This window comes from Krasilnikovia sp. M28-CT-15, from assembly GCF_047159595.1.
GTDB lineage: Bacteria > Actinomycetota > Actinomycetes > Mycobacteriales > Micromonosporaceae > Actinoplanes.
In genome coordinates, this window is record NZ_BAAGAK010000001.1 from 67,384 (window position 1) to 85,962 (window position 18,579).

Genomic DNA, 18,579 nt, shown 5'->3' on the forward strand with positions numbered 1-18,579 from the left:
TCAGCGGTCGGCGCTGCGGCGCGGGCGCCACACCACTAAGGCGGTCGACGGACGGTCCTGACGGACCAGGTCCCGCCCGGGGTACGGCCCGACCGCCTCCAGCTGGGCGATCCTGGTGTACGCGTCGTCCAGCTGGCTCTCCAGGTCGAGGATCCGCTGCTGGAGGTCCGCCACGAGCTGCTCCAGCCCGATGATCCGCTTGATGCCGGCGAGGTTGACGCCCTCATCCTGGCTGAGCTTCTGCACCTCCCGCAGCAGCGCGACGTCCCGCTCGCTGTACCGGCGGCCGCCGCCCCCGGCCCGGCCGGGCTGCACCAGCCCGAGCCGGTCGTACTGCCGGAGGGTCTGCGGGTGCATCCCGGCGAGCCGGGCCGCCACGGAAATGATCAGGACCTTCGCGTCGGAGGCCTGCTCCACCGAGATCTCGACCTCTTCGTACATGTGCCACCTCCTGCTGTCCGGTCCACCCGAACCGCCGACCCGTCCTACCCGAAGCGGCGCCGTCGCGCCTCGATGCGATCCCGCCCGGCGGGCGGGGTGAGCTTGGCGAACGTCTCCAACGCGTCCCGCGCCTCGTCGGAGATCGTCGAGGGCACCTGCACCTCGACCGTGACCAGCAGGTCCCCGGCCGGGGCGTCGCGGCGCGCGACCCCCTTGCCGCGGGCCCGCAGCTTGCGGCCGCTCGGCGTGCCCGGCGGCACCCGCAGCGTCACCGTGCCGTCCAAGGTCGGCACGGGCAGGTCGGTGCCGAGCACCGCCTCGGCGATGGTGATCGGCACGGTGAGCGTGAGGTCATCTCCGCTGCGCCCGAACAGGTCGTCCGGGCGCACCTTGACCTGCACGTACAGGTCGCCCGCGGGGCCGCCGCGCTCACCCGGCTCACCCCGGCCGGAGAGCCGGATCCGCTGGCCGTCCGCGACCCCGGCGGGGAAGCGTACGTTGATCGTCCGGTTCTTCGTGACCCCGCCGGTGCCGCGGCACTCGGGACACTTGACGTCGACGATGGTGCCTGCGCCCTGGCACTCCCGGCACGGCTCGGAGAAGCTGAACGAACCCTGGTTGCGGGAGATCAGGCCGGAACCGTGGCAGGCCGGACAGGTCCGGGGCATCGTCCCCGGCTTGGCCCCGTTGCCGTGGCAGGTGTCGCAGACCCCGGGCGAACGCAGGGTCAGCGGCAGCGTGGTGCCCTGCACCGCGTGCGCGAAGTCGAGGGTCACCTCGGCCTCGACGTCGCGGCCGCGCTGCGGACCACGCCGGGGACCGGCACCCCCGCCGGAGAAGATCGAGCTGAAGATGTCCGAGAAGCCGGCGCCGCCGAACCTGCGGTCACCCGGACCACCGGGGGCACCGGCGCCGCCGAAGTTGCCGAACAGGTCCGACGGGTCGAACTGCGCACCGCCCGGTCGGGCGCCACGGCGGAACGCACCGGAGCCGAACAGCGAGCGCATCTCGTCGTACTCTTTGCGCTTCTTGTCGTCCGACAGCACGTCGTACGCCTCGGAGGCCGCCTTGAACTTCTCCTCCGCCTCGTGGTTGCCCGGATTGTGGTCGGGGTGCAACTGGCGGGCGAGCTTGCGGTACGCCTTCTTGATGTCGTCGGCGGAGGCGGACTTGCCCACCCCGAGAACGGCATAGAAGTCCTTCTCCAGCCAGTCCTTCGAACTCATCTAGTCCACCCCCTCCAACCCGACGGTCCCGCCCGCCTCGCGGCGGACGGGACTCCTACAACCTTCATGCGGGGTCGGCGACCGCGACCAGGGCGGGCCGCAGCAGCCGCTCGCCCAGCGTGTAGCCGCGACGCATGACCTCGATGCAGGTCGGCTCCGTGACGTCCGCGGACATCTGGTGCGCGACCGCCTCGTGCCGCGTCGGGTCGAACGGATCGCCCTTCTCGCCGAAGGCCGCCAGCCCGTACTTGCCCAGCGCGGCGGTGAGCGCCTCGGCGACGGTCGCGAACGGCCCGACCAGGTCGCCGTGCTCCCGGGCCCGGTCGAGGTCGTCCAGGATCGGCAGCAGCGAGGTGAGCACCGAACCGATGGTCTGCTCGGCCGCCGCGCCCCGGTCGCGGTCGACCCGCTTGCGGTAGTTGGCGTACTCGGCGGTCACCCGCTGGAGGTCGCGGGTGCGCTCCTCCAGGTCGGTACGCAGCGCCCCCAGCTCGGCACCGAAGGCACCCGCGGCGTCGTCGTCCTCCTGCCCCGGAGCCCGGTGCGCGCCCCCGCCGCTGGACTCCTTGGCCTTGGCGGCCGTGGCGGCGGAGTCCTTCGCGCTCGGGTCGATCTTGCGCCGGTCGCGGATGACGACGCGTTCTGCCGCCTGAGGTTCGTTCTCGTCGTCCGCGGTGCTCACTTCTTGTCGTCCTCCACGATCTCGGCGTCCACCACGTCGTCGGCGCCACCGGCACCGGCACCGGCCGCACCCGCACCCGCACCGGAGCTGGCCTGCTCGCCGCCCGCACCGGCACCGGCACCGCCCTCGGCGCCCTCCGCACTCTGCTGGGCGTAGAGCAGCGAACCGGCCTCCTGGGAGACCTTGGCCAGCTCCTCGTGCGCGGACTTGATCTTGTCGATGTCCGTGCCACCGAGCGCGCTGCGCAGGTCGCCGAGTGCATCACTGATCTTGCCCTTGGTGTCCTCGGGCAGCTTGTCGCCACTCTCGGCCAGGAACTTCTCGGTCTGCCACTGGAGCTGCTCGGCCAGGTTGCGGGTCTCCGCGTCCTCGCGCCGCTTCTTGTCCTCGTCGGCGTGGTCCTGAGCGTCGCGCATCATGCGCTCGATGTCGTCCTTCGGCAGCGCGGAGCCGCCGGTGATCGTCATCTTCTGCTCCTTGCCCGTACCCATGTCCTTGGCGGCCACGTGCACGATGCCGTTCGCGTCGATGTCGAAGGTGACCTCGATCTGCGGCACGCCGCGGGGCGCGGGCGGCAGGCCGGTCAGCTCGAACGTGCCGAGCTTCTTGTTGTACGCCGCGATCTCCCGCTCGCCCTGGAAGACCTGGATCAGCACGGACGGCTGGTTGTCGTCGGCCGTGGTGAAGACCTCGGAACGCTTGGTCGGGATCGTGGTGTTGCGCTCGATCAGCTTGGTGAAGATGCCGCCCTTGGTCTCGATGCCCAGCGACAGCGGGGTCACGTCGAGCAGCAGGACGTCCTTGACCTCACCCTTGAGCACGCCGGCCTGCAGGGCGGCGCCCACGGCGACGACCTCGTCCGGGTTCACGCCCTTGTTGGGCTCCTTGCCGGTGAGCTGGCGGACCAGGTCGCTCACCGCGGGCATCCGGGTCGAACCGCCGACCAGGATCACGTGGTCGACGCTGGCGACCTTGATCCCGGCGTCCTTGATCGCCTGCTCGAACGGCCCCTTGCAGCGGTCCAGCAGGTCCTGCGACATGCGCTGGAACTCGGCGCGGGTCAGGTTCATGTCCAGGTGCAGCGGGCCCGACGGGCCGGCCGTGATGTACGGCAGGTTGATGCTGGTGGTGGTGGCGGCGGACAGCTCGATCTTGGCCTTCTCGGCGGCCTCACGCAGCCGCTGCAGCGCCATCTTGTCCTGACCCAGGTCGATGCCGTGCTCGCCGCGGAACGTCTTGACCAGGTGGTCGATGATCCGCTGGTCCCAGTCGTCGCCGCCGAGGTGGTTGTCACCGGAGGTCGACTTGACCTCGATGACGCCCTCACCCAGCTCCAGCAGCGAGACGTCGAAGGTGCCGCCGCCGAGGTCGAACACCAGGACGGTCTGCTCCTTGGAACCCTTGTCCAGCCCGTACGCGAGGGCGGCCGCCGTGGGCTCGTTGACGATGCGCAGGACGTTGAAGCCCGCGATCTCGCCGGCCTCCTTGGTGGCCTGCCGCTGGGCGTCGTTGAAGTACGCCGGGACGGTGATCACCGCGTCGGTGACCTGCTCGCCCAGGTACGCCTCGCTGTCGCGCTTGAGTTTCATCAGCACCCGCGCCGAGATCTCCTGCGGGGTGTACTTCTTGCCGTCGATGTCGATCGACCAGGTCGTGCCGATCTCCCGCTTCACCGAACGGATGGTCCGGTCGGGGTTCGTCACCGCCTGGCGCTTGGCGACCTCACCGACGAGCACCTCGCCGTTGCGCGCGAAGGCGACGATCGACGGAGTCGTCCGGGAGCCCTCGGCGTTCGCGATGACGGTGGGCTCGCCGCCCTCCAGAACGCTGACGCAGGAGTTCGTGGTGCCGAGGTCGATGCCGACCGCACGTGCCATGTTCGCTTCCTCGCTTCTTGCGGGCCTGGTTGTCCCCGGGCCGTTGGGCGCTGCCCGAGGGATGCGCTCTCAAGTTGAGTGGATCGGACTCAATGATGCCACGCCAGGGGCAACCGTCAAGTCGGACTTGAGCCTACCCCGCGCAAGTCCAGGGAAGGGACATACCTGTCCGGTCACGGCCGGGCGGCACCTGTTGTCTGCGTTGCATAGATCGGGCACGCTTTACCCGTGACGACGCACGGTGACGCGGTCGGACCGTCGGCCCTGCCCGCCGTCGCCCCCGCACCAGACCTCGAAGGTCCCACCGCCGGAAGAAAGCCCAAGGTGCGGGTGACGGAGGCCACCGCCCGAAGGAACACGGCCCCGGTCGAGACATCGACAGACATGAGTGACGCAGCCGGACCGCAACCGCCGACCGAACCGGCCCCGGACGCGGCCGGGCTCGACGACGCCCCGCTTCCGGACTCTCCGCCCCGCGACGCCCCGCCCAGCGACAGCCAGCCCCGTGACGCCCAGCCCCGTGACGTCCAGCCCCGTGACGCCCAGCCCAGCGGCACCCAGCCCGCCGAGGGTGGGGATCAGCCTGCTGAGCTCGGGGATGCCCAGCCCGGAGACCGAGCGGGCGGCGACGCACAACCGGCGGCGGGAGACAACACGGCGCCCACCACGCCGGCCGCCGCCGAGCCACCCGCCGCCGTCCGGAGGCTCGCGACCGCGCTCACCCAGCTCCGGAAGACCCTCGAGAGTACGGCGTACCCGCTGGTCATGCCGTCGGCCGACGAGGCCGGACGGGTCCGCGCCGCCCTCGTCTCCCAGCTCGACGACTACCTGCTGCCCCGGCTCACCCGGCTCGACGCCCCCTTGCTGGTCGTGGTCGGCGGCTCCACCGGCGCGGGAAAGTCCACCCTGGTCAACAGCCTGGTCCGGGCGCCGGTCAGCCCGGCCGGCGTGCTGCGGCCGACGACCCGCTCCCCCGTGCTGGTCAGCCACTCGGCCGACCTCGCCTGGTTTCGCCAGGGAGAGCTGCTGCCGGGGCTGACGCGTACCGCCGAGTCCACCTCGGACCCGGGCGCGCTGCAGCTCGTCGCCGCGCCCGCCCTCGGCGCGGGGCTGGCCCTGCTGGACGCGCCGGACATCGACTCCGTCGTGGACCGGAACCGGGCCCTGGCAGCCCAGCTGCTGGCCGCGGCGGACCTGTGGCTGTTCGTCACCACGGCCGCCCGGTACGCCGACGCGGTCCCGTGGGAGCTGCTCACCACCGCGCGGTTGCGCGGCACCGTGATCGCACTCGTGCTCGACCGGGTGCCGGACGAGGCCGCCGGTGAGGTCTCCGCGCACCTGCGGGAGATGCTCGCCGCGCACGACATGGCGGCCGCGCCGCTGTTCGTCCTGCCCGAGACCTCCCTCGACGGTCAGGGCCTGCTGGCCGAGGACGTCGTCCGGCCGCTGCGCGACTGGTTCGCGCAGCTCGCCGCGGATGCGACCGCCCGTGCCACGGTCGTGCGGCAGACCCTGGACGGGGCCCTGGCGGCATTGCGCCCCGCCGTGGAGGGCCTGGCGGCCGCGGCCGACGAACAGGCCGCCGCCGCGGTGTCGCTGGACGAGCGGGTCGCCGCGGCGTACCGGACGGCGCGGCGGGCGGTCGAGGACGGGCTGCGCGACGGGCGCCTGCTCCGCGGGGAGGTGCTCGCCCGCTGGCAGGAGTTCCTCGGCACCGGCGAGTTCCTGCGCAGCCTGGAGTCGCGCGTCGGCCAGCTGCGGGACCGGATCGTCTCCGCCGTCACGGGCCGCCCCGCCCCGGGGCAGAACCTGCAGATGGCATTGGAATCCCAGCTGGTGACGCTGCTGCGCGGCCTCGCCGCCGACGCCGCCGAGCAGGCGTACGCGGCCTGGCAGGCGCATCCGGCCGGGGTCGCGCTGCTGGCCCCCGAACTGCAGCAGCCCTCCCCCGACCTCCCCGAGCGGGCGGAACGGGTGATCCGGGACTGGCAGCAGTCCGTGCTCGACCTGGTGCGCACCGAGGGCGGAGACAAGCGGGCCACCGCCCGCGGGGCCGCGTACGCGGTGAACGGCGCCGGACTGGCCGTGATGGTCGCGGTGTTCACCGCGACCGCATTCATCCCCACCGGACTCGAGGTCGCCGTCGGCGCAGGCACCACAGTGGCCGCCCAGAAGGTGCTCGAGGCTCTCTTCGGCGACCAGGCGATCCGTACCCTGGCCACCCGGGCGCGTGCGGACCTGCTGTCCCGGGTGGAGGCGTTGCTGGACGCCGAGGCCGCCCGGTACCGCGACCGGACCGCCGCCACCGGCCTGGACCCCGAGCCCGGCGCCGCACTGCGCCGGGCCGCCACCGACGTGGAGAGCGCCCGGGAGGATCTCGCATTGACCGTCCCGACACCCGCCGAGGCGGGTACGCCGTGAACCTGGTGGACCGGGTCCGCGACGCGCTGACCGGCGACGACCAGCCGGAGGCGGACGCGGCACGGACCGCAGACCGGCTCGACGCGCTGAAGCGGTTCCTGCGCGCGGTCGACCCGTACCTGCCGGACCACGATCTGGTGGCCGCACACACCCTGGTCGAACGCGCGGGCAACCGGCTCGCCCTGTCCCGGGAACACACCGTCGTCGCGCTCGCGGGCAGCACCGGCAGCGGCAAGTCCAGCCTGTTCAACGCGCTGGCCCGGCTCAAGCTGTCGCCCGTCGGCGTGCGCCGCCCCACCACCGGCGTCGCCCACGCGTGCGTCTGGGGCCCGCTGGAACCGGCCGCCAAGCTGCTCGACTGGATCGGCGTGCTGCCCCGGCAACGGTTCCTGCGCGAGAGCGCCCTCGACGGCGACGACGAGGCAACCCTGCACGGCCTCGTGCTGCTGGACCTGCCGGACTTCGACTCGGTCGAGCGCGGCCACCGGCTGGAGGTGGACCGGCTGCTGGGCCTGGTCGACCTGGTGATTTGGGTGGTCGACCCGCAGAAGTACGGCGACCGCATCCTGCACGAGGCGTACCTGCGGCAGTTCCGGCGGCACGCGGACATCACCATCGTGGTGCTCAACCAGGCCGACCGGCTGTCCTCCTCGGACACCGACCTGGTCGTCGCCGACCTCACCCGCCTGCTCGACCTGGACGGCCTGGGCGGCGCGCCCGTCCTGGCCACCTCCGCGAAGCAGCCGGGGATGCTGGCCGACCTGCGGGCCGCCCTGGAGCAGACCGTGGCCGGGCGGCAGGCCGCGCTGCGCCGGCTCGCCGGTGACCTGGATACCGTGGGCGAGCAGCTGGCGGCCACCATGGGGCCACCGGCCGCCGAGGACGAAGTGGACCGGGCCACCGTACGCCAGCTCGCCGGCTCCCTCGCCGCCTCGGCCGGGGTGCCCGCGGTGGCCGAGGCGGCGGGTAACGCGTACCGGCACCGGGCCGTGGCCAGCACGGGCTGGCCGCTGGTGCGCGGGCTGAGCCGCCTGCGACCGGACCCGCTGCGGCGGCTGCACCTGGGCAGCCCACCCTCGGACCAGGGCGACAACCCGGGCACGGACGCGCCCGCGCCGGTTGCCCGTACCTCCCTGCCGGAGGCTAGTGCGGCGCAGCGCGCTGCGGTGACCCTCAGTGTGCGGGCCGTCGCGACGCGGGCCGCCGCGGCGCTGCCCGCGGTGTGGGCACCGCCGCTGCACACCGCCGCGCGCTCGCGCGCCGGCGATCTGCCGGACGCGCTGGACCGGGCGGTCGCCGCCACCGATCTCGGCCTGGGCCGCACCCCCTTGTGGTGGCGGGCCGCCGGCCTGCTGCAGTGGCTGCTCACCCTGGCCGCGCTGGCCGGCCTCGGCTGGCTGATCACCGGGTACGCGCTGCGCGCGCTCGGCCTGCCGCAGCCGCACCATCCGACCGTGGGCACGGTGCCACTGCCGACGTTGCTGCTGCTCGGCGGGTTGATCCTCGGTGTGCTGCTGGCGTGGCTGCTGAAGCCCGTGATCGCCGTGGGTGCCCGGCGCGCCCGGCGGCGGGCCGAGCAGCGCCTGCGGGTGGCGGTCACCGAGGTGGCCCGGGAGTACGTCGTGGCGCCCGTCCGCGAGGTGCTCAACGGGTACGCGCAGGCGCGGGAGGCGCTCATCGCGGTGCGTTCCGACTAGCTGCACAGCGCGCCCGGACCGGTACGCTGAGCGGCATGGCGGCACCCCAGACTCCGTACGAAGCGGTCCTGCACGCTGCCCGCGACGTGGCGAAGCTGGACTGCGCCCTGGACGCCGAGATGCTCGGCACGGCCCTGCTGGGCAGCGTCTACGCGGTCGCCGAGCAGGACCGCGCCGCGGCCGTACGCGAGTTCGTCGGCCGCTTCCTCACCGCGACCGCCCGCCGCCGCACCGCGTCGGCCACCACGATCCGCGAGGTCTTCGCCACCCTGGTCCCGGACGCCGCGGGAGCCGCCGACGTCCGGCCCGGCCCGCAGGCCCCGGCGTGGAGCGCGCAACTCGGCCGGGTCCATCCGACCGGCTGCTACGCGTACGGCGACGTGTACGGCGATCAGACCTCCTATCTGATCACGTTCGCGTACGAGGACGGCCGGGACGGCGGCCCGGACCATGCGGTCGTGGCGCTGGTCGACCACAACATCGGCATCACCAAGGACGTCTTCGTGGGCGGGTCGGCCCAGACCATCCTCGGCCAGGTCCGGGACATGTGCGCGACCGACGAGCTGACCTGGTTCCGCGAGGAGGATCCGGGCCGCGTGCGGGTCGAGGTGGGCCGGCATCTGCGGATCACGGACGGCCTGAGCGACCTGCCGTCGGACGGATCCCTGGCGACCGACCGCGCCCTGGCGGCGGCCCGGCTGGCGCTACTGCCCGCCGCCACCACGCCGCCGCTGCCCGAGCCGCACGAACTGTCCCATCCCGACCGTGAACGGCTGATTCGCGACTTCCTCTCCGCACCCGAGGCGAGCAAGGGCGGGCTCAGCGGGATGCAGAGCGACGACGAGCTGTCCTCACTGCACTTCTGCCTGAGCCTGATCCTCGACCACGCGATGAGCCTGCCCGGCGCCGACCCGCTGCGCTGGAGTCCCGCGGTCGCCGGGCTGTTCCTGCTGGACTGGGTGCACCGCCGGGCCGTGTTGGACATGGACGACGCCGCGATGCTGCCGCGGGTCACCCGGGCCTGGTCGGCGTACGCGACCCGGCGGCGCGGCCTGCCCGACGCGGCGGTCGAGCAGGCGAACTCGGTGGTCGAGGAGATGATCGACGAATTCGTCCGCCTCTACGCGACCGGGGAACGGCGCAGCCCGGCCACCGCCGCGGTGGCCCAGCTCATCTCCGAGGGCGTCGACCCGAACGACACCGCGGCCATCGATGCCTGGATCGACGCCAACCGGCACCGGCTGAACGACGACCCGTCCTGAGTCACCACCACGGCGCCGGGTCGTCGGGGTCGGCGTGGTGCCGCCCCGCCCGGGAGCCGGGCCAGCGGTAGTCGTCCCACCGCCGGTCCCCGGCCCGGTGGCTGCCCCAGTACGGGCGGCCCGGCGCGCATTCGTCGCCGTACGCGGTGAACCGGTGGCTGTTGTGGGCACGCGCCGCGGCGGTGGCGAAACGCAGGTTGCGCGGTCGTTCAGCCATGCCTGACCTCCATGTCTCGGCGGACGGGTCCGGGTTCGGGGTGGCGCCGGGGCCGGGCGGCGTCCAGCATTCGCCGTCGTCGGTGCACCAGGGTGCCGGTCCGGGCGGATCATCCGGCTCGCCGGGCGGGTGGTGTCCCGGCGGTTCGGGGTCCCCGGGCGGTGGAGTCCCAGGCTCACCTGAGCCTGGTGGGTCGTCGGGGTCGGGGTCGCCCGGTGTCGGCGTTCCCGGGTTCTCCCCCTCGCCCGGTGTCGGCGTTCCCGGGTTCTCCCCCTCGCCTGGGGTCGGCGTGCCGGGGCTCTCTCCCTCCCCGGGTGCGCCCGGGTTCTCTTCCTCGCCCGGTGTGCCAGGGTTTCCGCCTTCGCCCGGTGCTGGGGTGCCGGGATTCTGGGCGCCGCCCGGTGTCCCTCCGCTCGGCTTGCCGGAGGGGACACCCCCGGGCTTGCCGCCACCCGACGGCGATCCACCGGGCTTGCCCCCGCCCGACGGTGATCCGGTGCCCCCACCCGACGGCGATCCGGCGCGCTTGCCACCACTCGACGGCGCGCCGTTCGGCCGTCCACCGCCGGAGGATTGCGTGCCGCCCGGCTCCGGGGCTTCCGACGGCGTGCGGTCCGGCCGGGGCCGGATGTGGCCGTACCGTTCGAAGTCGGATTCCGGACCCTCCGATCCGGACGGCCCGGGGTGCGCTGGTTCGGTGTCTGCGCCACCGGACGGCGGGGTGTCCCCCGGCTGCGCGCCGGTGCCGGTGCTGGCCGGTGGGGTCGCCTGCGGGACACCGCCCGGCACGGGCCGCACCGGGCCCGAGGAGGCGGGCGGCAGCAACGGGACGTCCATCGCGCCGGAACGGCCCCGGCCGATCGAGTCGCGGCCGGCGGTGATGGCGGCCAGGGTGGGCAGCGAGGCGAGCCCCACCAGCAACACGACGATCAGGATGTAGCGCCGGGTCGGCGCGGTGAGCCCGTCGGCGCGGTAGACGCCGTTGAGGCGCTTGCGCAGCACCTTCATGGGCGGCACGAGTCCGTCGTCGTCGTCCGGCTCCGGCACGACCTGCACCCTCCTCTGCACCCGATCTCTGAACGGGGAGCCGCCGGAAGATCAACGAAATCGCATCCGGCTATCTGTCCCAGTGCTGAGGTGAACGACGGTTCCGCGGTTCGGCAGCGGCACAACTCCGCCGTTCGTACGTTCGTGACCACACGAAAAGTGCTTAACCGGACAAAGGGTTCTGCCTATCGCTCGCGAAGATTTCCCGACTGTGATCGACCCGACCTGTGGTGGCACTCACGTTCTCTGTCAGGATGGGGGGCGACGGCACCGCCGCCGTCGCCTTCGCCGACCAGCGGGGCGCCTGGCGGGACCGTCGCTCCCCGGCGGGGCCTGCCCCGCTGACAACGCCGCGCGGCAACCCCACCCGGGCCAGGCGCGGCGATACAGCTTCCGGCGGGTGCCGGAGGCGTGGTCAGCCGCGCGGACGGGCAACACCCGCCGCAGGCCCAGATTTTGGAACAGGGAGACACGGATGGCGAAGGGCACGAGCGAACCCGGGGCCGACGCACCGGCCGGTGGGTTCGTCCAACTGCTCACCCCCGACGGGGAGCGCGTCGACAGCGTCACCACCGACGACGGCGTGACGTACTCGGTCGACTTCACCGACGACGAGTACCGGGAGCTCTACTCCGACCTCGTCACGGTCCGCCGGCTCGACGCCGAGGCGACCGCGCTGCAGCGGCAGGGCGAGCTGGGCATCTGGGCCAGCCTGCTGGGGCAGGAGGCGGCCCAGGTCGGTTCCGGCCGGGCGCTGCGCCCGCAGGACATGGCGTTCCCCACGTACCGCGAGCACGGCGTGCTCTACTGCCGCGGCATCGACCCGATCATGCCGTTCGGCCTGTTCCGCGGCGTGGACCAGGGCGGCTGGGACCCGAACGAGTTCAAGTTCAACACGTACACGATCGTCATCGGCTCGCAGACGCTGCACGCCACCGGCTACGCCATGGGCATCACCATGGACGGCAAGACCGGCACCCCCGACGGCGAGGCCGTGATCGCCTACTTCGGTGACGGCGCGACCAGCCAGGGCGACGTCAACGAGGCATTCGTGTGGGCGGGCGTGTTCCACGCCCCGATGGTGTTCTTCTGCCAGAACAACCAGTACGCGATCAGCGAGCCGCTGGAGCGCCAGACCCGCATCCCGCTCTACCGCCGCGCGGCCGGCTACGGCTTCCCCGGCGTCCGGGTGGACGGCAACGACGTCCTGGCCACGTACGCGGTGACCCGCGCCGCGCTGGACCACGCCCGCAACGGCCAGGGCCCCACCCTGATCGAGGCGTACACGTACCGGATGGGCGCGCACACCAGCTCGGACGACCCGACCCGCTACCGGATCGCCAGCGAGGTCGAGGCCTGGCAGGCCAAGGACCCGATCCTGCGGCTGCGCTCGTTCCTGGCCAAGCAGCAACTCGCGGACGACACGTACTTCGCCGAGGTCGACGACTCGGCCGCCAAGATCGCCCTGTCCCTGCGCGAGCGGGTCCTGGCCATGCCCGACCCGCAGCCGGTCACCATGTTCGACAACGCCTACCCCCACGGCTCGCCCGAGGTGGACGCGCAGCGTCAGCAGTTCGCCGCCTACCAGGCATCGTTCGAGGGGAGTGCCCACTGATGGCCGAGACGATCACCTTGGGCAAGGCCCTCAACCACGGCCTGCGCCGCGCCCTGGAGAGCGACCCCAAGGTCGTCATCATGGGCGAGGACGTCGGCAAGCTCGGCGGCGTCTTCCGGATCACCGACGGCCTGCAGAAGGACTTCGGCGAGGACCGGGTCATCGACACCCCGCTGGCCGAGTCCGGCATCATCGGCACCGCGGTCGGCCTGGCCATCCGCGGGTACCGGCCGGTGTGCGAGATCCAGTTCGACGGCTTCGTGTTCCCGGCGTTCGACCAGATCGTCACCCAGGTGGCGAAGATGCACTACCGGTCGCTGGGCAAGGTCAAGGTGCCGATCGTCATCCGGATTCCGTACGGCGGCGGCATCGGCGCGGTGGAGCACCACTCCGAGTCCCCCGAGGCGCTCTTCGCGCACACCCCCGGCCTCAAGGTCGTGACCTGCGCCAACCCGACCGACGCGTACGTGATGATCCAGCAGGCCATCGCGTCCGACGACCCGGTGATCTTCTTCGAGCCGAAGCGCCGCTACTGGGAGAAGGGCCCGGTCGAGCTGGACGCCCCGCTGTCCGGCGCGTACCCGCTGCACGCCTCCCGGCTGATCCGCCCCGGCACGCACGCGACCGTCCTGGCGTACGGCCCGATGGTCAAGACCGCCCTGGACGCCGCCACCGCGGCCGCCGAGGACGGGCGCGAGCTCGAGGTCATCGACCTGCGTACGCTCTCGCCGCTGGACCTGGCGCCGGTGTTCGAGTCGGTGCGCCGCACCGGCCGCTGCGTGGTCGTGCACGAGGCTCCGGGCAACGTCGGCCTCGGTGCGGAGATCGCCGCCCGGGTCACCGAGGAGTGCTTCTACTCCCTGGAGGCCCCGGTGCTGCGGGTGTCCGGCTACGACATCCCGTACCCGGCCGCGCGCGTCGAGGAGGAGTACCTCCCCGACCTCGACCGGGTGCTGGACGCCGTCGACCGTACGTTCGGCTGGTGACCCGGATGTCGCGGATCAAGGAGTTCAACCTGCCCGACCTGGGCGAGGGCCTCACCGAGGGTGAGATCCTGTCCTGGCTGGTCAAGGTGGGCGACACCATCGAGCTGAACCAGCCGATCGTCGAGGTCGAGACCGCCAAGGCGGCGGTGGAGATCCCCGCCAAGTGGGCCGGCATGGTCACGAAGATCTACCACGAGGCCGGTACGACCGTGGAGGTCGGCGCGCCGATCATCGCGATCGACACCGAACCGGGAGCGGGCCCGGTCGACGAGCCCGTACAGTCTCCGGCCGCCCCCGTGCCGTCCGCCGCGTCGCTGGCGGCGGTGGAGGTGGCGCCCGCCGAGGGCGCGGTGGAGCCGGGCCTCATCGGCGGCCCGGCGCCGGGCGGCCGCACGGCCATCCTGGTCGGGTACGGCCCGCGCAACACCGCGGCCAAGCGGCGGCCCCGGGTCACCGGCACGGAGACGGTGGCCGCGGCACCCGCCGCCGTGGCGAGCCCCGTGCCCCCCGCTGCCGTGGCAGCACCTGCGGCACCCGCGCCCGCTCCGGTCTCCCCGGCTCCGGTCGCGCACCGCGCCGGGCCGGTGCTGGCCAAGCCGCCGGTCCGCAAGCTGGCCCGGGACCTGGGGATTGATCTCGCCGCGCTCACCGGCACCGGACCGCTTGGTTCGGTGACGCGGGACGACGTCCAGCAGGCAGCGGCCCGCCCGGCCGTCGAGGCGGAGCCGATCGCCGTGGCTCCGGTGGTGGCCGCCGGGGACGGCACCCGTGAGCAGCGCATCCCGATCAAGGGCGTCCGCAAGCTGACCGCGGAGAACATGGTGGCGTCGGCGTTCACCGCGCCGCACGTGACCGAGTTCCTCACGCTCGACGTGACCCGGGCGATGAAGACCCTGGAGAAGATCAAGGGTCGGCCCGAGTTCCGCGACGTGCGGGTCTCGCCGTTGCTGCTGGTGGCGAAGGCGGTGCTGGTCGCGCTGCGGCGGCACCCGATGGTCAACTCGACGTGGTCCGGCGCGACGAACGAGATCGTCGTCAAGGAGTACGTGAACCTCGGCATCGCCGCGGCCACCGAGCGGGGTCTCATCGTGCCGAACGTCAAGGACGCCGGGCGCCTGACCCTGCGCGAGCTGGCCGACGCCCTCAACGCTCTGGTGCAGACCGCGAAGTCGGGCAAAACCCCACCGGCGGACATGCAGGGCGGGACGTTCTCGATCACGAACGTCGGGGTCTTCGGTGTCGACACCGGCACGCCGATCCTGCCGCCGGGCGAGTCGGCGATCCTGGCGTTCGGGGCGATCCGCCCGATGCCGTGGGTGCACAAGGGCAAGATCAAGATCCGTCAGGTCACCACGCTGGGGCTCAGCTTCGACCACCGGATCGTCGACGGCGAACTGGGTTCCAAGTTCCTGCGCGACGTCGGCACGTTCCTGTCGGACCCCGAGGGGGCACTGCTGTCCTGGACATAGACCCGCCGATGTTTATTCGGCAAGTGGGTTTCCCGGCCTTCGATCCTTAGGTGAAGTAAGCACCGTCACCCCATAATCGTTTGCCGCCTCGTCCTCGTGTGCGCCACACTGGTGGTGCCACGAAGACGAGCAGCAAAGACGAGGGCAGTGACAGTGAGCAGCACCATGGACCGCATCCGAAGCCGCCGAATCGCCAAGCGTCAGGAGCGCGCCATCGACCGCGCCTGGCACTCGGCACCCACCCAGGCCATGCGGGACGAGATCGCGATTTTCGCCCAGCGCCGGCCGATCTGACCCAGACAGCACGACGGCCCGCCCGGTCCAACCGGGCGGGCCGTCGCCTTTCCCCGGCGCCATCCGCCATCGGGACAGGCCAACTTTTCCGGTACCGCCGGTGATCGCAAACCCACAGGTCGCGGCGCCGGTTCGCGCAACCAGCGCCGGTTTACGAGCACCTTAAGGAAGTACACCGGGATTCCGACGACCCGCACCGCCCGGTACGGTGGGGCACTGGTCGCCTTACCCGGCGTGGCCGGCCGGAGGGCGACCGGGGCCACCGCTCCTTCCCGGAGCCGGCGACCCCGCACGGCCCGGCCGGGGCAGTTCGGCCCGGTCGCCGGTCCGACGGACCGGGCGGCCGCGTGCGTGTGCGAGGCCGGCACGGTGACAGGTATGGAGGAGGCGCGTATGACGTCCGAGGGGCAGCACGCCGGTAGACAACCGGCCGAGGCCACGTCGGGCGGAGCAGCCGAGCAGTTCGGCGCCGACTGGTTCCCGCCCGATTCCGACGGAAACCCGCCGCCCGGCCGCCCGGCCGCCGGGCAGGAACCGTTCCCGCCCGCTCCCGGGCAGGCACCGTTCCCGCCCGCTCCCGGGCAGGCACCGTTCCCGCCCGCTCCCGGGCAGGCACCATTTCCGCCCGCCGCTGGGCATGTCGTTCCGCCTGCCGCCGGATCGGCGCAGCTCCCGCCCGCCGCCGGGCAGGCGCACGTACCTCCTGTCGCTGGCCGGGCGCAGGTCCCGCCCGCCGACCCCAACGTCTACGCCCCGCCGCCGCACGCGACTCCGAACGGCGGCTCGCCGTTCGTGGTCCCCGCGGTGCCCCCGCCCAGTCAGGCGGGCGAGGTCCCGGGCGGGCGTCCCTTCTCCGGTGACCCCGGCGCGTTCCCGGGCAGCCCGGCCGCGGACCAGTCGCCACCCTCGGCGTGGGCCCCGCCACCCCCGGCCGCACCCTTCCCGGCGCCGGAGCGCAACCCGTTCGCCGCGTCGCAGGAGCCGAACCAGCACCGGCCCGCAGACCGTGACCCGTTCGACAGCCGCCCCTCGTTCGGCAGCCCGTCCGCTGAGGGTGGCCCGCTCGGCAGCCCGTCCGCGGGCGGAAATCCGCCGGACCGCCCGGTGGGGGACATCCAGGGGTTCGCCCCCGGCTCGCCCACCCGCGGCATGATCGGCGACGATCGTGGTCCGGCGCCCTCGTCGCCGTTCGCGCCGCCCGCCTCCGCCGCCGGTTCACCGGCACCGGTGTGGGGTTCGAGCTTCGAGCCGCCTCGCGCACCCCGGAACTCGGACGAATCGGGGCGCAATGGCGCGCCGCAGGTCAGCGGGTTCGGCCCGGACGTTCGCGGCACCTTCCCCGGCGCCCGCGGGTCCGCCGAATCGCCGGCCGACCGGGACGGCCTGTCCGGCGCCGCGCCCTTCGGCGACCAGCAGCCTCGAGTCCCTGGTGCCACGCTCGGAGATCTCCCTGACGCCCCTGCCCCCTCGCTCCTCGGCGACAGCGGGGGCTTCGCGGCGCGCACCACCGCTTCGGCCGATGCTTTGGGCGAGCGAGTCGCCGACAACGGCCTGCCGATTCGCACCCGCCGTCCCGCGGGCGACCCGGAGGCTGGCGGGCCGGCGTCGACACCGCTCGACGGCCCGTCGCCGCTCGATCGGCCTCGGCCGTTCACCGCCCCACCCGTCGACGGTCGGGGGCCGTTCGATGCCCCGCCGACGGCACCCGCCCCTCCCGGCCGTCCCAGTTCCGGGGGTCCGGCTTCCCATGGCACGGCCTTCGGGAGCCCGGCATCCCATGGCCCGGCCTTCGGTGGCGCGGCGTCCAACAGCCCGGCCTTCGGTAGCCCGGCGTCCAGCAGCCCGGCGTTTGGCAGCCCAGCGTCCAGCAGCACGGCATCGGCTGGCCCGGCGTTCGGCGGGTCGGCATCCGGGGGCGCACCATCCGGTGGTCCGGACCACGATGATGCCGCCCGTGGCTTCGCCCAGCGCATTCCCGGCGCGTCGTTCGGCGCGGACGGGCCACCCGCCGCGCCGGGCTCGCCGGGTGCCGCTCACGGCAACGGCGGTCCGCTCATCGCCGAGGCACGCCGCAGCGTCCCGCAGCCGCGGGACCCCAGCGACCCGTCCGGCTCCGCGCCCGGCGCGGGGCGACCGGTGTCGGCCAGCGCCTCCGTTCCGGTCAACAGCCGGGTGGCGCCGGACGCGGACGGGCCACCACCCGCCGCACCCCCGCAGGCGCGCGTCTACGGTCGCCCCGCCGCACCCGCCGACGAGGGCCTGCCGCCGGTGACGCCGTTCCCCGGCCGCAGGGGCGGCGAAGCCGCCGATGAGCTCGGCGGTCCGTCCCAGGACCTTCCTCCGCTGGGTCCGAAGACCCCACCGCCCGGCGGCAACCACGGTCCTGCCCGGGCCGCGGCCAGCGCGCGAGTGGCGCCGCCCTTCGCTCCCGCCTCCCCGGCACCGGAGCAGCCGAGCGGGTCTCACCAGGAGTTCGCGACGGACGGCGCGGGCCGGGGACGGAACAACTCGCTGGACCGCTACAGCGAGGACACCACGGACATGGCGGGCCGAAACCCGGTGGACAAGCCGTACGTGCCGGAGCCCGCACTCCCGTCGATGCATTCCCGTCCGCCCATGGTGGACGGCTACCCGGCGCCACCCGTGCCGGAGGCCGCGCCGCAGCCGGGCGCCCCCGGGGATCGGCCGCAGCTGGGCGGGGTGTTCCCAGGTCCGGCGACCCGTGCCACGGTGACCCCGCCAGGCCCCGACGCGACCGCACAATGGCCCGGCGCAACCGGGTCGGAGGCGACCGCACAGTGGTCCGGCGCCAGCGAATCCGACGCGACCGCACAGTGGTCCGGCGCCAACGGATCCGAGGCGACCGCACAGTGGTCCGGTCCAGCGCGCCCGGAGGGAGCGGCTGCCTGGCCGGGTCCTGCCGGGCAGTCTGAGGCGACCGCCGCGCCCGGCTCGGCCGACACGGCCGCGCCGACCCCGGACAAGCCCGACACCCCGCACGTGCGAGTGCTGCCGGTCACCGTCCTGGTGGTCCTGGGCGCGACCATCGTGCTGGCACTCGTGTTCGGCGTCGTGTGGCTGATCTCGCGCGGCTCCGGCTCCGACACCAGCGGCGGCGGTATCAGCGTCAGCCAGGGCGACTGTGTGAAGCGCTCGGGCGATGACGCGGTCAAGGCGGCCTGCGGTGACGGCGGGGCCTATTCGGTGGTGTCCATCGTGGACGCCAAGGAGAAGTGCCCCGACCCGGGCCAGCCGTACGTGCTGAATCCCACCTCGGACAACAAGACGCAGGTCCTCTGCCTCAAGCCCAACGGCTGACCGCTCGCGCGGCGCAGCCGGGGCGTT

At 73.3% G+C, this 18,579-nt stretch carries 13 protein-coding genes; 8 read left to right on the forward strand and 5 right to left on the reverse strand.

Features of this window, described 5'->3' with window-relative positions:
• From ACMCNO_RS00325 to dnaK, 4 genes are all read right to left on the reverse strand, one after another.
• Entirely contained in the window at positions 1–441 is a 441-nt protein-coding gene (locus ACMCNO_RS00325) for a heat shock protein transcriptional repressor HspR (protein WP_412747424.1), read from the reverse strand.
• 44 nt (positions 442–485) lie between these two features.
• Positions 486–1,667 carry a molecular chaperone DnaJ gene (gene dnaJ, locus ACMCNO_RS00330; RefSeq protein WP_412747425.1) on the reverse strand — a complete coding sequence of 394 codons (1,182 nt, stop codon included), beginning with the start codon at positions 1,665–1,667 and terminating at the stop codon, positions 486–488.
• A gap of 64 nt (positions 1,668–1,731) precedes the next feature.
• A complete protein-coding gene (gene grpE, locus ACMCNO_RS00335) occupies positions 1,732–2,349 on the reverse strand; it encodes a nucleotide exchange factor GrpE (protein ID WP_412747426.1) in 618 nt (205 codons plus the stop codon).
• The gene (gene dnaK / locus ACMCNO_RS00340) at positions 2,346–4,226 is read right to left on the reverse strand and encodes a molecular chaperone DnaK (protein ID WP_412747427.1); all 1,881 of its coding nucleotides are present in this window, start codon (positions 4,224–4,226) and stop codon (positions 2,346–2,348) included. Before dnaK ends, grpE begins: the two co-directional genes overlap by 4 nt.
• Positions 4,227–4,610: 384 nt before the next feature.
• Here dnaK and ACMCNO_RS00345 point away from each other — a divergent pair, with 384 nt between their 5' ends.
• The 3 genes from ACMCNO_RS00345 to ACMCNO_RS00355 are packed head-to-tail and all read left to right on the forward strand — an operon-like array spanning position 4,611 to position 9,606.
• Positions 4,611–6,647, forward strand: coding sequence for an ABC transporter (locus tag ACMCNO_RS00345; protein ID WP_412747428.1), 2,037 nt, complete (start codon positions 4,611–4,613; stop codon positions 6,645–6,647).
• Positions 6,644–8,344 carry a GTPase family protein gene (locus ACMCNO_RS00350; RefSeq protein WP_412747429.1) on the forward strand — a complete coding sequence of 567 codons (1,701 nt, stop codon included), beginning with the start codon at positions 6,644–6,646 and terminating at the stop codon, positions 8,342–8,344. Before ACMCNO_RS00345 ends, ACMCNO_RS00350 begins: the two co-directional genes overlap by 4 nt.
• A gap of 35 nt (positions 8,345–8,379) precedes the next feature.
• Positions 8,380–9,606 carry a hypothetical protein gene (locus ACMCNO_RS00355; protein ID WP_412747430.1) on the forward strand — a complete coding sequence of 409 codons (1,227 nt, stop codon included), beginning with the start codon at positions 8,380–8,382 and terminating at the stop codon, positions 9,604–9,606.
• 1 nt (position 9,607) lies between these two features.
• Here the strand turns inward: ACMCNO_RS00355 and ACMCNO_RS00360 are convergent, their stop codons facing one another.
• Positions 9,608–10,870, reverse strand: coding sequence for a hypothetical protein (locus ACMCNO_RS00360; protein WP_412747431.1), 1,263 nt, complete (start codon positions 10,868–10,870; stop codon positions 9,608–9,610).
• A gap of 475 nt (positions 10,871–11,345) precedes the next feature.
• Between ACMCNO_RS00360 and pdhA the strand changes: the two genes are divergently transcribed.
• The 5 genes from pdhA to ACMCNO_RS00385 all read left to right on the forward strand — a co-directional run bounded on the left by pdhA (position 11,346) and on the right by ACMCNO_RS00385 (position 18,552).
• Positions 11,346–12,485 carry a pyruvate dehydrogenase (acetyl-transferring) E1 component subunit alpha gene (gene pdhA / locus ACMCNO_RS00365; RefSeq protein WP_412747432.1) on the forward strand — a complete coding sequence of 380 codons (1,140 nt, stop codon included), beginning with the start codon at positions 11,346–11,348 and terminating at the stop codon, positions 12,483–12,485.
• The gene (locus tag ACMCNO_RS00370; protein WP_412753565.1) at positions 12,482–13,471 is read left to right on the forward strand and encodes an alpha-ketoacid dehydrogenase subunit beta; all 990 of its coding nucleotides are present in this window, start codon (positions 12,482–12,484) and stop codon (positions 13,469–13,471) included. The genes pdhA and ACMCNO_RS00370 overlap by 4 nt, the downstream gene beginning before the upstream one ends.
• A gap of 5 nt (positions 13,472–13,476) precedes the next feature.
• Positions 13,477–14,940: a dihydrolipoamide acetyltransferase family protein gene (locus tag ACMCNO_RS00375; RefSeq protein ID WP_412753566.1), complete on the forward strand. Its 1,464-nt coding sequence runs from the start codon at positions 13,477–13,479 to the stop codon at positions 14,938–14,940.
• A 153-nt stretch (positions 14,941–15,093) separates the two neighbouring features.
• Positions 15,094–15,234: a hypothetical protein gene (locus ACMCNO_RS00380; RefSeq protein ID WP_412744063.1), complete on the forward strand. Its 141-nt coding sequence runs from the start codon at positions 15,094–15,096 to the stop codon at positions 15,232–15,234.
• Positions 15,235–15,627: 393 nt separating this feature from the next.
• Positions 15,628–18,552: a hypothetical protein gene (locus tag ACMCNO_RS00385; protein WP_412747433.1), complete on the forward strand. Its 2,925-nt coding sequence runs from the start codon at positions 15,628–15,630 to the stop codon at positions 18,550–18,552.
• Positions 18,553–18,579: the final 27 nt, after the last annotated feature.